The organism is Bacillus proteolyticus, from assembly GCF_001884065.1.
Lineage (GTDB): Bacteria > Bacillota > Bacilli > Bacillales > Bacillaceae_G > Bacillus_A > Bacillus_A proteolyticus.
Genome location: NZ_MACH01000167.1, coordinates 132334 through 144288, shown reverse-complemented (window position 1 = coordinate 144288; position 11955 = coordinate 132334). Strand labels below are relative to the sequence as shown.

Here is an 11955-nt window from a genome sequence, read left to right as displayed (position 1 = left end):
AAGTAAATTGACTTTTGAAAGTGGGTTTTAAGCAATGAAGAAAATGGCGTTATTCATCGCAAGCTTAAGTTTATTACTGGGGGCTTGCAGTAATAATACTATTGAGAAGAAAGATGAAGTTGTACAGAAAGATACGAAAGAAAAAAGTATGATCCCAAGAACTGCTGTTTCTAAGGATTACTATAGAACTGTTATTCCTTTAAAAGAACAAAAGGTAATTAATACAGTTAATGTTAAAACTAATTCTAAACTAGATTTAGCAGAATATGAAAATGGTTTAATGAATATTGCTTCAAAACAATTCGATACAGAAAATTACGTATTACAATTAAATCAATATATTCCAGAGAAAACAATTGATGAATTAGTTACGAAACAAGGAGTACCAGTTTTGACTAATATTATAGAACAGGACTACTTCGGCAAACAGAATTCAAATGAACTAAGCTTATCTGGTGTAGTTATTGGTTTATCTATGTCTTCAAGTGTATCTAATGAGGAAGCTATTTCTAAAGGGACTGAAGTTGCCAAGCAACTTATAGAAGCAATTAATAAAAATGATAAATATAACAAATCTCCGATTACGTTTGCTATATTTAAGCAAGAAAGCACAAGCTCTTTAAAGAATGGTACTTATATTTCAAGCGCTACGGTTCAAAAGAATGAGACTAACCTTGGAAATTGGGATACTATTGATGAAAAATCGTATTCGTATCCTTCTCAAGAATTTGCGGGAGCACAAGGAGAAGACAATAAAAAGTTAGATGATTTTTCAGAAGCAATAAAGAAATTCTCTCCAGGAGATTATATCCCTGTTAATGCTAAGATTTCTTATAAGCAAAATAAGATGGATAAATTAAAGATGGATATTGTCGTTAAATATAATGGTAAGTCAGAATTAATGGCGCTTTCTCAAATGGCTGCTCAAAGTATGGTAGAAAAATTCCCTAAAGATGCTAAAGTTCAATTACAGATAAAGTCTGAGAGTAAAATCGAGGCTGTTATTATAAAAGAGAAGAACAGCGATAAACCGTTCGTTTCTTTCCTATAAAATAAAAAAGACAGTTTTTAAGCTGTCTTTTTTATTTTATAAATTTTCCGGAATACGGTAATTTAAATTTATACTACGGATTTTCTGCTTTCTTATTATGCTATTTCCACGTCTTTTTTCTATCTGTTTCATACAGTATTCTATGTTGTATATCGTGTGACAACCTCGTATGTATCAGCTATAATAAGTTATCTTAAAAAAGTTAATGAAGAAATTTAAAAGAGGTGGCTTTCTTATGGCATCACAAGAGTTAGATCGATTACGTTCTAGCATCGATCAAATCAACCTACAATTATTAGAGTTATTGAATGAAAGAGGCCGTCTCATGCAAGAGGTTGGAAACTTAAAAGAAGTACAAGGTGTGAAACGTTTTGACCCTGTACGTGAAAGAGAAATGTTGAATTTACTTGCGGAGAATAATAATGGTCCATTTGAAACATCGACCTTACAACATATTTTTAAACAAATTTTTCAAGCTGGTTTAGAACTACAAGAAGACGATCATCGCAAAGCGCTACTTGTTTCTCGTAAGAAAAAAGCAGAAGATACGATTGTGGAGATTAATGGAGAGAAAATTGGCGATGGAAACCAACATTTTATTATGGGACCATGTGCTGTAGAAAGTTATGAACAAGTACGCCAAGTTGCAGAAGCAATGAAAGAGCAAGGTCTGAAACTAATGCGTGGTGGTGCTTTCAAGCCTCGTACATCTCCATATGATTTTCAAGGTCTTGGATTAGAAGGATTGCAAATTTTACGCCAAGTTGCAGATGAATATAATTTAGCTGTTATTAGTGAGATTTTAAATCCGAATGATATTGAAATGGCATTAGATTATGTTGATGTTATTCAAATTGGCGCTCGCAACATGCAAAACTTCGAGTTATTAAAAGCAGCTGGTGCTGTAAATAAGCCGATATTATTAAAGCGTGGTTTATCCGCAACAATTGAAGAATTTATTAATGCGGCAGAATATATTATGGCAGAGGGGAACGGTAATATCATTTTATGCGAACGAGGTATTCGCACATATGAAACAGCAACGCGTAATACGCTTGATATTTCCGCTGTGCCAATTTTAAAGAAAGAAACACATTTACCTGTCGTTGTCGATGTAACGCATTCTACAGGGCGACGTGACCTTCTATTACCAGCTGCAAAAGCGGCTATGGCAATTGGTGCTGATGCTATTATGGCTGAAGTACATCCGGACCCAGCAGTTGCATTATCAGATGCATCACAACAAATGGACATTCCAGAATTCAATGAGTTTATGAAAGAATTAAAAGCATTCGGAAGTAAATTATAAAAAGATTTTTTAGTCTATGTAGCCTTTGTTACATAGAATTTTTACAAAAATTGCCCTTTTTTGCATAAAAAATACGAAAATACGAGAAAAGAAGCGAATTTTTTCGAAACTTTTGCGGGAAAATATTGTATGAGCCTGCGTTTTTATCGTATCATTAGTAAAAGGAAGAACTCGGGACGATTGTTGGCATCTGCAAATAGAGTTGATGTCTTTTTTTCATTCAAGTGAACCGATACATAAAAATAGATAACATAAATAGAAGGAGTGTGCGAAGAGATGAACGTAACAATCTATGATGTAGCTCGTGAAGCGAACGTTTCAATGGCTACCGTATCACGTGTTGTGAACGGTAACCCAAATGTAAAGCCTACAACAAGAAAGAAAGTATTAGAAGCAATTGATCGTTTAGGATACCGCCCAAATGCGGTAGCACGTGGACTAGCAAGTAAGAAAACAACTACAGTGGGTGTTATTATTCCTGATATCTCAAATACGTTTTATGCAGAACTTGCTCGTGGAATTGAAGATATCGCAACAATGTACAAATATAACATCATTTTAAGTAACTCTGATCAAAACAAAGAGAAAGAGTTCCACTTATTAAATACGATGCTTGGGAAACAAGTGGACGGGATTGTTTTCATGGGTGAAGATATTACAGATGTTCACATTGAAGAATTCAAAAAATCTCCAGTACCGATTGTATTAGCAGCATCATTTGATGAGCAAAATGAAACGCCATCAGTAAATATTGATTATACACAAGCAGCTTACGATGCAATGAAGCATTTTATTGAGCAAGGACATAAACGTATCGGTTTCGTCTCTGGTCCTTTCATTGATAAAGCGGGAAGCGCTAAGAAGTTACAAGGTTATAAAAAGGCTTTAGAAGAAGCTGGTATTTCATATGATGAAAATCTCGTAATCGATGGAGATTACACGTATGATTCAGGTATCGAAGCATTCGAAAAACTTTGGAGCATGGATGAGAAGCCAACAGCAATCTTCGTATCTTCTGATGAAATGGCACTAGGTGTAATCCACGCAGCACAAGACGCTGGATTAAACGTACCAACTGATATAGAAGTGCTTGGCTTTGATAACACACGCCTTGCATTAATGGTACGCCCGCAGCTTTCAACAGTTGTACAACCAATGTATGATATCGGTGCAGTAGCAATGCGTCTATTAACAAAGTATATGAACAAAGAAAAAGTGGAAGATCACACTGTTATTTTACCTCACCGTATCCAATTTAGAGATTCAACGAAGTAAGAATAAAAAAGCTCACAGCGATTGCTGTGAGCTTTTATTCATATTCAGGGTAGTATTTTTTTACTACTGTATCTACAGTTTCATTTTTCTTAACATGTAAAAATCTTGCGTATAACTCTGTTCCTGTTTCAAATGAAGTATCATTTAATTCAAATACATGTAGCACTTTTCGGAATTTCCACGTTACTTGTTCACCGTACATATTATCGTACGGTTCTTCAGAGTGCATAGCGATTTTTTCGCCTAATTCGTGAGCTTCCTCTAGGTCGTTTGCTTTAACAAGGATAATACTTTCTTCAAAAAGTGTATCGTGATTTTCTTCATAATACTCATCAATTTTAGTAGGAGCAGGCTCACCAGAATGAACAGATTCAAACAATAATTTTACAGCGTACATATTATGCTGCATGTTTCACTTTATAAATAATACTTGCGACAAGCGAAGCAGGTATTGTAAATACGTTACTTTGATAATGATGATGTACTTGGGATTCTTCATAAGACATTTTGTCGTATAGTTCATTTTGTGACACATTCATTTTCTTTTGTTTGTCCTTGAGTACTTTAATGTAGTTGTACTGTATTGGGACGAGAATGATGAAATAGGCTAATATAATTAGTGAAATCCAGATCATTATGAACACTCCCTTACAAAGAATATTTTCATGTTGTAATGCTTTCGCTATATTTGTTGGTGATTCCTTGTTATATGTCACATAAGTGCAAATTCACCTATTATAGGGCAATGTCATGTATAATAGAAAGAAAAGGCTTGTGAGGGGGGAAAAGAGATGATCGTTCTTTGGATAATTACGCTTTGTATGACTGCTATTTTTGCATATATGACGTTAAAACAAAATGGCTTAAAGCGATTTGTTCCAGGAAGTATTCTTGCAGGAATTGCCCTTATCACGTATGTAATTTCTATTTTTACTGAAAGTATTTCGATAGATGTAAGTACGAGCTTAATGTTTATTGGCATTACACTATTTGCAGGTAGCATTATGGTACTGATGGTTGCAGGTATTATTATATTTATTCATATGAATTCGGAAACGTTATAGCATAAAAAAAGGCATGCCCCTTAGGGGCATGCCTTTTGTCCGTTCAATTATGCTCTATCTTTAGAAGAGTTTTGTTGTTTTAGTAAGTCGCGAATTTCGCCAAGAAGAACTTCTTCTTTTGTTGGTTCAGGAATTTTTTCCTCTTTTTCTTCTTCTCTTTTAGATGTTAGTTTGTTGAAGACTTTAATAAACATAAAGATAGCAGCTGCAATAATTAAGAAATCAAAAATAGTTTGGATGAAGTTACCATACATAATAGATGATTTACCGAATGTAATTTTTAAATCTGTAAAGTCAACGCCACCTAATACCATACCAAGTAATGGTGTAATAATGTCTTTTACTAAAGAACTAACGATTTTACCGAATGCAGCACCGATTACAACCCCGACAGCTAAATCAATTACATTCCCTTTGAACGCGAATTTTTTAAACTCGTTCCACATGTGTCAATCCCACCCTTTCCACGATTCATTATGAAATTTATAATTCCTATCAACATATTCTATAGAAATTTGGAAGAGAAATAAAGAGGAAATGGGAATGAAAGTAAATTCTGAAAAATGTATCCGTTTTAATTTTTGTTTACATCATCTAATAAAGATTGTAGCATTTGCTGCGTTTTTAATCCTTCTGCCCCATCTACTAACGGTTTCGTATCTCCATGTACACAGTCAATAAAATGATGAACAGCATCTTCAAAACCGCGCTGCTTTAATGTCGTTTCCCATGACGGAGAACCGCTTTGTGAAACAGAGTTTTCTTCTTCAACTTCAAATGTATTCATATTTTTTACACGAATGATTTTTCCTGTCGTTACAAGTTCAATTTGTTCTAAGTTTGTACCTGCATGACGGTGCATGGCTGTAGAGAGTAAGAGCCCGTTTGCGGTTGTATATGTATGATGTCCATAAAGGAGTTCATTTTTTTCGTTTATTTGCATCATATTATGAACGACGTTAAGGTTATCATTAGCTAACCAGCGAGCAGTATCTACAATATGTAAGTAATCATCTAGCATAGTAAAATCGTACGTATTTGGCCCTACTTTATTTGTGCGGTGCTTTTCAATTCGAATCCATGAAATATCATTAGCTTGTTCTTTGGCAGTGACGTACATAGGAACGAAACGGCGATTAAATCCAACCATTAACTTTCGATTATACTTTTCACTCATTTCGACTAGTTTTTCAGATTGTTCCACTGTAGCAGCTAGCGGTTTATCTACATAAACATCGATTCCTTTTTCAAGAAGTGTAGAAACGATTTCATAATGTGTAGCAGTTGAACTATGAACGAAGATTGCATCACATTCTGAAGCTAACGTTTCAATAGAATGAAAGTCTTGAATACGATATTGCTGGCAAATTTGTGTTCTTTTCTCTGCATTAGGTGTAAATGCCCCTACAAAATTCCAGTTTGTTTCACTTGTAAGTGTTGGGAGGTAAGCTTTTTGTGCAATACTTCCAAGGCCAATCATCCCGATTTTAGGTTTGTTCATGTTTATTCCCACCCTATCAATATTGATGTAACGGATTAAATGTAGCATAGGGCGGGGGAGGAAGGCAAAAAGTAGGATTACTTCTGTCCCTCTAATAAAATCTTCTCTATCTCTTCAAAGTTATGAACACGGGCATGTTGCAATGGGGTAACACCATCGTTGTCTGGAATATTTACATCAGCGCCATGTTCAATTAGAAGGCGAATGACTTGTTGCTGTGTTTCATCTCCGTTACTTAGTACGATAGCTTCCATTAAAGCTGTCCATCCGAGGTTATTTACATGGTTTACATTAATATTTGTTCGAGTGAGGAGTTCTTTTATAACATCAATATAGCCATGTTCTGATGCGGGAATAAGAGCTGTTCCGCCGTAACGATTCGTAAGCGATGGATCTGCGCCGGCATCAATCGTTAGTTTTAAAATATCCAAATAACCTTCTGCACCGGCGTATAGAAAGGGATTGTTTTTCATATCATCTTGGATATTTACGTCAGCACCAGATTCGATAAGCGCTTTTGCGGTTTTTACATCATTTTTGTATGTAGCAATCATAAGAGGGGTACGTCCTTTATTGTCCGTTATATTTATGTCAGCCCCTTTTTTGAGTAATGATATAACAGTGTTTGTTTCCTGTTTCTCAGTAGCTGCTAGTAGTGCTGTTTCCATGTTTGTCATCTCCTTTTTAACTTCTTGTTCTTGCGAGCAACCTTGTAAAAAAATTACGCAACATATCATGCTTAATGTTTTTTTGAACATGGAATTTCAACCTCCTAATTTCAACTGTAGAATAAGAACATTAAATTTTTATAAACTGACGCTAAAATTACTATAAAATCGCTTGAGTATTTGAAAATATATTTTTATGCTTATGAATATGAAGGATGGGTAAAGTGAAACTTTAATCAGTGGGGAGGGTTCATCCCCCGCTGATTATTAGTTGAAACAATCGGACTGCCCGCAAATAGCGGGGTAAAGTGAGGATATAAATGATGTCTATTAAAACAAGGTTTTTATTTTCTTATATCGCTGTCATTTTCGTTTCTATTACGCTTATATTAGTCGCGGGATTTTTAATCGTTTTTTCGATAACAGGTGACTTGGAAGCAGTGAAAAATTTCTATAAAAGTTCTTACATTCAAAAGCCGCTTACACCAGAAGAAGAGAATGCCTATCTTGAGTTGAAGTCAGCCGCCAAACAGCATCAATCTCAATTGTTAGATGAGTCGTTTGTGTCAGCAATAGAAAAAGATGGTGTGAAAATAGTTGTAAGAAAAGGAGAAACACTTTCATATGCTTCAAACGTATTTGAAAGTGTTTCTTTAAAAGAAGCTCTTCCGAAATTTGAATCAGCAAATATTAATAGTCGTGGTACAACGGAACTAGGCGATACATTTTATCGATATGTAAAATTTGATTTTTATTTTCCACAGAAAGAAGAAGGAAGTATATTTGTATTAAAAAAACAAAGTTCGTTTGTAGATCTTACGCAAAAATTATTTCCAATTTTGTTCGTATCACTTTTACTGTTAGCCATTTTGCTTATTGGATTATTAAGTTATCTCGTCTCAAGAAGTGTAATAAAGCCAATCTTTGTATTGAAAGATGCGACTGAGAAGATTAAAGAAGGAAATTTAGATTTTCAAATGCCAGTTACATCGCACGATGAAATAGGACAATTAAATCAAGGGTTTGAGGAAATGAGGAAGAGGTTAAAAGAATCGATTGAAGTACAAACGCAGTATGAAGAAAATCGAAAAGAGCTCATTTCAAACATCTCTCATGACTTGAAAACACCAATTACATCTATTATCGGATATGTGGAAGGAATAAAGGACGGGGTAGCAAATACACCTGAAAAAATGGATAAGTACTTAACGACTATCCATACGAAAGCAAGACATATGGATACACTCATTGATGAACTATTTTTATTTTCGAAGCTTGATTTGAACCGAGTTCCCTTTCAGTTTGAAACGGTTGAATTAAATATGTTTATGCAGGAATTAATAGAAGAGATGCAGATGGATTTAAGTAAAGAAGGTATAGAAGTTAACTTACAATTACATGCATCACCACTATATGTAACGGCTGATTGCGAAAAGATCAATAGAGTGATATCAAATTTAATTCATAATAGTGTGAAATACATGGATAAAGAAGAAAAGAAAATTACTGTAACAGTATCGAGTGATAGCAATAAAGTCATTGTGAAAGTAATGGACAATGGGTCAGGTATAGAAACTGATACGCTGCCGTATATATTTGAGCGGTTTTATCGTGCAGAGCAATCGCGAAATTCTAGCACAGGTGGAAGTGGACTTGGTTTAGCGATAGCGAAGCAAATTGTTGAAGAACATGGTGGAGGAATTTGGGCGGAAAGTAAGCTTGGGGAAGGTACAAGTATTTTCTTCTCATTGAAAAAAGTACAGGAATGTGGTGAGTAGAATGAAGAGAATTTTACTAGTAGAAGATGAAATAAGTATTGCAGAATTACAGCGAGATTATTTAGAAATTAGTGATTTTCAAGTTGATGTAGAGCATTCAGGAGAAGTAGGTTTACAAATGGCCCTGCAAGAAGACTACGATTTAATTATTTTAGATATTATGCTTCCGAAGATGAATGGATTCGAAATTTGTAAACAAATACGTGCTGTAAAAGATATTCCGATTTTACTTGTTTCAGCAAAGAAGGAAGATATAGATAAAATTCGCGGACTCGGATTAGGTGCGGATGATTATATAACGAAACCGTTTAGTCCAAGTGAATTAGTCGCAAGGGTAAAAGCACATATTTCTCGTTATGAAAGATTATCAGGAAATATAAGTAAGCAACGTGATACGCTATATATACATGGAATCTCTATCGATCAACGAGCGAGGAAAGTTTTTATAAACAATGAAGAAATCGCGTTTACAACGAAGGAATTTGATTTATTAACCTTTTTTGTAATGCATCCAAACCAAGTGTTAAATAAAGAACAGTTATTTGAACGTATTTGGGGATTAGACTCAGCTGGCGATTTAGCAACGGTTGTTGTTCATATAAGAAAGCTACGTGAAAAAATTGAAAGAGACCCTGCTCACCCGCAATATATTGAAACAGTTTGGGGAGCTGGTTATCGTTTTAATGTGTAGGGAACCTGTCAAATTGTTGACAGGTTTTTTTGTATGTTATTCGAATTGAAAGGGAAAAATAGGTAATTCGTGTTAAGATATAAAGAGAAATAAAACATAGGAGAGTATGAGAGGGTGTGATATATTTTGGGAGATACATTAAAAGATAATAAATCAAACAAGGCTTTAAGGATTGGAACTAATGTCATACTTGTTTTATTACTAGTAGGTGCAATACAAATGTTTTACGATAAAGATAATACAAATGATCATTACGGTGGGTTATTTATGATGGTCTTTTGGATAATTAAAATGATTTCTAGTTTTACGATCAGTTTAAAAGAAGGAGATAAAAAGTCAGTATTCATTGATTTAGGTTTAGTGATTTTTTCTGTTCTTCTTTTGGTTGTTACTAGTGTGAAATATTTCTTTTGAAAAAGCTCATAGTCTTATAGAGGCTGTGAGCTTTTTATCAGTGTTTAGATTGCCTTAATAATAACGGTACTAGTGTAACGATTTATAAAGTTTCTGAGTAGTAGAAATAAATTGAGCAGCTTCTTCCAAAAAGGGATAATGGTTACTCTCTTCAAATGTTACAAAAATAGAATTACGTATACCCTCATGCATCTCGATAGAATATTGAATTGGGCCAGTCCATTAGTACATAAAAATATATCAGCGATTATTAGAATATATCGGCGAATCTTGAAATATATCAGCGATTATCAAAATATATCGGCGATTATTAAAATATATCGACTTACCGACAGAAACCGACAATAAATAAAAGGAGGCTGTTCAAAAACGAGCCTCCTTTTTGTTTAGTACAAAGATTTTGTCATATTATTCCGAATAATTTCAAGGGATTTCGCTACAGTTAATGCGTTCTTTTCTTCAATTTCTGGTTTACGGGGGATAGGTTTATACATGTTGTCTGGGTCTTCCCATGTGAGGGGAAGTTCTGTTTCGGCTTGTCCTTTCCAAGCGTCAATCCATTCTGGAGGGAGATAACCTGAGATGTTTTGGATGTTGTTCATTTCGAGCCAAATAAGTGCCCAAGCTCTTGGGACGACGCGCCAGTGGTCATAGCCGCCGCCGCCGACAGCGATCCAGCGACCGTCGCAATATTCATTGGCGATTTCGCGAGCGAGCTTCGGTATTTCACGGTAAATATTCATCGTCGCGCAAAGGTGTGTAAGTGGATCATAATAATGTGCGTCAGCGCCATTTTGCGTTAAAATAATATCCGGTTTAAAGTATGCTGCAACTTCTTTTACGACAGTTCGATATGACTCTAAAAACGATTCGTCTTCTGTAAAAGCATCGAGTGGAACGTTAAAAGAATAACTATAGCCATTACCTTGTCCGCGTTCATTTACAGCGCCAGTTCCAGGGAATAAATAACGCCCAGTTTCATGTAATGAAATGGTGCATACGTTAGGATCGTCGTAAAAAGACCACTGTACACCATCACCGTGATGAGCATCTGTATCGATATATAGGACGCGTAAACCGTATTTTTTCTGAATATATTTCATTGCGATGGAACTATCGTTATAAATGCAAAAGCCAGAAGCTTTACCGCGGAAGCCATGATGTAAGCCGCCGCCTAAATTGAGGGCGTGCTTTACTTTTCCGGAAAGAACAGCATCGACAGCTGTTAATGTTCCGCCAACGAGTAATGCACTTGCTTCGTGCATATTTGGAAACATCGGTGTATCTTCTGTTCCGAGTCCATATGTCATGGCAATTGATTTTTCTAACTTACCTTCTCCAGCACGTTTTACCGCATTTATGTACTCCTCTGTATGAATGTAGGCAATCTCTTCATCGGTAGCCATCCGTGGTGAGATGATTTGGGAAGGAGAGATAAAACCACTCTTTTGTAATAAATCATACGTGAGTGTGACGCGCAGTTGGTTAAAAGGATGATCAGGGCTAAATGAATAGCCCCGAAAGTCATCCGAATAAATAAACGCGCTACTCATGCTTGCATCCCCATGATGTTCGGCCATAATACGCGGTAGCCTTCTGCTTCAAGTGCATCAATCACTTTTAGCGGATTCATCGTTTGAATGCGGAAAACGAGTACTTTATCATTCTCATCTTTTGCTGGATAGACGAGAACGCTCACGATGTTTATTTGTAAATCACTAAAAATAGCAACAACTTTTCCAAGAATACCAGGTTCATTTTTCACTTGAATTTCAATTTGTGAACTTGGTTGATGTGCCCCTGTTAATTTCACTAACGTGTGCAGTACTGTAGATTCAGAAATGATTCCAACTAACTTTCCAGCCTTTGTAACAGGGAGACAGCCAATTTTATTTTCAAAAAATAAAGTAGCAATTTCCTCAACGAAATCAAGAGGATGGCAAGTCATAACAGGATGTTTCATAATAAGTTCAAGTGGTTGCTTCAGCATATCGAGTGAAACTTGTTCATCTAAAATAGACGGACTTGCATCTCTTACATCCCGATCAGAAATAATGCCTACGACATGATTATTTTGATCGACAATTGGAATGTGCCGAATGCCTTTCGTGCGTATTGTTCGGATTGCTGTTTCAATTGTATCGTTTGGATGTAGTGTCACTACTTTTTGATTCATAATTTCTTCTACAATCATTCCAGTTGCC

General features: G+C 35.4%; 14 protein-coding genes and 1 pseudogene. 7 read left to right on the top strand and 8 right to left on the bottom strand.

All coding sequences use genetic code 11. The features are described 5' to 3' along the window. The first annotated feature begins 34 nt into the window (after positions 1-34). From BAQ49_RS30605 to ccpA, 3 genes are all read left to right on the top strand, one after another. Positions 35-1051, top strand: coding sequence for a CamS family sex pheromone protein (locus tag BAQ49_RS30605; RefSeq protein ID WP_071748351.1), 1017 nt, complete (start codon positions 35-37; stop codon positions 1049-1051). A gap of 235 nt (positions 1052-1286) precedes the next feature. Next, complete coding sequence (locus BAQ49_RS30600; protein ID WP_071748350.1) at positions 1287-2360, top strand: bifunctional 3-deoxy-7-phosphoheptulonate synthase/chorismate mutase; 1074 nt, start codon at positions 1287-1289, stop codon at positions 2358-2360. Between the two features lie 276 nt (positions 2361-2636). After that, entirely contained in the window at positions 2637-3635 is a 999-nt protein-coding gene (gene ccpA / locus BAQ49_RS30595) for a catabolite control protein A (RefSeq protein WP_071748349.1), read from the top strand. Between the two features lie 34 nt (positions 3636-3669). Here the strand turns inward: ccpA and BAQ49_RS30590 are convergent, their stop codons facing one another. After that, positions 3670-4032 carry a DUF4288 domain-containing protein gene (locus BAQ49_RS30590; protein WP_071748388.1) on the bottom strand — a complete coding sequence of 121 codons (363 nt, stop codon included), beginning with the start codon at positions 4030-4032 and terminating at the stop codon, positions 3670-3672. A gap of 1 nt (position 4033) precedes the next feature. Beyond that, entirely contained in the window at positions 4034-4270 is a 237-nt protein-coding gene (locus BAQ49_RS30585; RefSeq protein WP_071748389.1) for a DUF3949 domain-containing protein, read from the bottom strand. Positions 4271-4426: 156 nt separating this feature from the next. Between BAQ49_RS30585 and BAQ49_RS30580 the strand changes: the two genes are divergently transcribed. Then, positions 4427-4699 carry a DUF3917 domain-containing protein gene (locus BAQ49_RS30580; RefSeq protein ID WP_071748348.1) on the top strand — a complete coding sequence of 91 codons (273 nt, stop codon included), beginning with the start codon at positions 4427-4429 and terminating at the stop codon, positions 4697-4699. A 47-nt stretch (positions 4700-4746) separates the two neighbouring features. Here BAQ49_RS30580 and mscL read toward each other — a convergent pair whose 3' ends face one another. The 3 genes from mscL to BAQ49_RS30565 form a co-directional block, all read right to left on the bottom strand. Continuing rightward, entirely contained in the window at positions 4747-5145 is a 399-nt protein-coding gene (gene mscL, locus BAQ49_RS30575) for a large-conductance mechanosensitive channel protein MscL (protein WP_071748347.1), read from the bottom strand. Positions 5146-5273: 128 nt separating this feature from the next. Further along, a complete protein-coding gene (locus tag BAQ49_RS30570; protein WP_071748346.1) occupies positions 5274-6200 on the bottom strand; it encodes a Gfo/Idh/MocA family protein in 927 nt (308 codons plus the stop codon). Between the two features lie 77 nt (positions 6201-6277). Next, on the bottom strand, positions 6278-6958 hold the full coding sequence (locus tag BAQ49_RS30565; RefSeq protein ID WP_071748345.1) for an ankyrin repeat domain-containing protein: 681 nt from the start codon (positions 6956-6958) through the stop codon (positions 6278-6280). Positions 6959-7191: 233 nt separating this feature from the next. Here BAQ49_RS30565 and BAQ49_RS30560 point away from each other — a divergent pair, with 233 nt between their 5' ends. From BAQ49_RS30560 to BAQ49_RS30550, 3 genes are all read left to right on the top strand, one after another. Further along, on the top strand, positions 7192-8646 hold the full coding sequence (locus BAQ49_RS30560; protein ID WP_071748344.1) for a sensor histidine kinase: 1455 nt from the start codon (positions 7192-7194) through the stop codon (positions 8644-8646). A gap of 1 nt (position 8647) precedes the next feature. After that, positions 8648-9337, top strand: a complete 690-nt coding sequence (locus tag BAQ49_RS30555; RefSeq protein WP_071748343.1) for a response regulator transcription factor — start codon at positions 8648-8650, stop codon at positions 9335-9337. A 126-nt stretch (positions 9338-9463) separates the two neighbouring features. After that, positions 9464-9751, top strand: coding sequence for a hypothetical protein (locus BAQ49_RS30550; protein WP_071748342.1), 288 nt, complete (start codon positions 9464-9466; stop codon positions 9749-9751). A 69-nt stretch (positions 9752-9820) separates the two neighbouring features. On the opposite strand, the pseudogene BAQ49_RS31930 reads toward BAQ49_RS30550, so the two are convergent. From BAQ49_RS31930 to BAQ49_RS30540, 3 genes and pseudogenes are all read right to left on the bottom strand, one after another. Continuing rightward, positions 9821-9964: pseudogene (locus tag BAQ49_RS31930) on the bottom strand (alpha/beta fold hydrolase); the annotation flags it as partial. Positions 9965-10137: 173 nt separating this feature from the next. Next, complete coding sequence (gene acuC / locus BAQ49_RS30545; RefSeq protein WP_071748341.1) at positions 10138-11304, bottom strand: acetoin utilization protein AcuC; 1167 nt, start codon at positions 11302-11304, stop codon at positions 10138-10140. Continuing rightward, on the bottom strand, positions 11301-11945 hold the full coding sequence (locus tag BAQ49_RS30540; protein ID WP_071748340.1) for an acetoin utilization AcuB family protein: 645 nt from the start codon (positions 11943-11945) through the stop codon (positions 11301-11303). The genes acuC and BAQ49_RS30540 overlap by 4 nt, the downstream gene beginning before the upstream one ends. Positions 11946-11955 lie beyond the last annotated feature (10 nt).

Bases quoted from the DNA above. Each gene is read 5' to 3' on its own strand.
- BAQ49_RS30590 (WP_071748388.1), bottom strand. From the start codon at position 4,032: ATGTACGCTGTAAAATTATTGTTTGAATCTGTTCATTCTGGTGAGCCT.
- BAQ49_RS30585 (WP_071748389.1), bottom strand. From the start codon at position 4,270: ATGATCTGGATTTCACTAATTATATTAGCCTATTTCATCATTCTCGTC.
- BAQ49_RS30600 (WP_071748350.1), top strand. From the start codon at position 1,287: ATGGCATCACAAGAGTTAGATCGATTACGTTCTAGCATCGATCAAATC.
- BAQ49_RS30580 (WP_071748348.1), top strand. From the start codon at position 4,427: ATGATCGTTCTTTGGATAATTACGCTTTGTATGACTGCTATTTTTGCA.
- ccpA (WP_071748349.1), top strand. From the start codon at position 2,637: ATGAACGTAACAATCTATGATGTAGCTCGTGAAGCGAACGTTTCAATG.
- BAQ49_RS30570 (WP_071748346.1), bottom strand. From the start codon at position 6,200: ATGAACAAACCTAAAATCGGGATGATTGGCCTTGGAAGTATTGCACAA.
- BAQ49_RS30605 (WP_071748351.1), top strand. From the start codon at position 35: ATGAAGAAAATGGCGTTATTCATCGCAAGCTTAAGTTTATTACTGGGG.
- BAQ49_RS30565 (WP_071748345.1), bottom strand. From the start codon at position 6,958: ATGTTCAAAAAAACATTAAGCATGATATGTTGCGTAATTTTTTTACAA.
- BAQ49_RS30540 (WP_071748340.1), bottom strand. From the start codon at position 11,945: ATGATTGTAGAAGAAATTATGAATCAAAAAGTAGTGACACTACATCCA.
- BAQ49_RS30560 (WP_071748344.1), top strand. From the start codon at position 7,192: ATGTCTATTAAAACAAGGTTTTTATTTTCTTATATCGCTGTCATTTTC.
- mscL (WP_071748347.1), bottom strand. From the start codon at position 5,145: ATGTGGAACGAGTTTAAAAAATTCGCGTTCAAAGGGAATGTAATTGAT.
- acuC (WP_071748341.1), bottom strand. From the start codon at position 11,304: ATGAGTAGCGCGTTTATTTATTCGGATGACTTTCGGGGCTATTCATTT.
- BAQ49_RS30555 (WP_071748343.1), top strand. From the start codon at position 8,648: ATGAAGAGAATTTTACTAGTAGAAGATGAAATAAGTATTGCAGAATTA.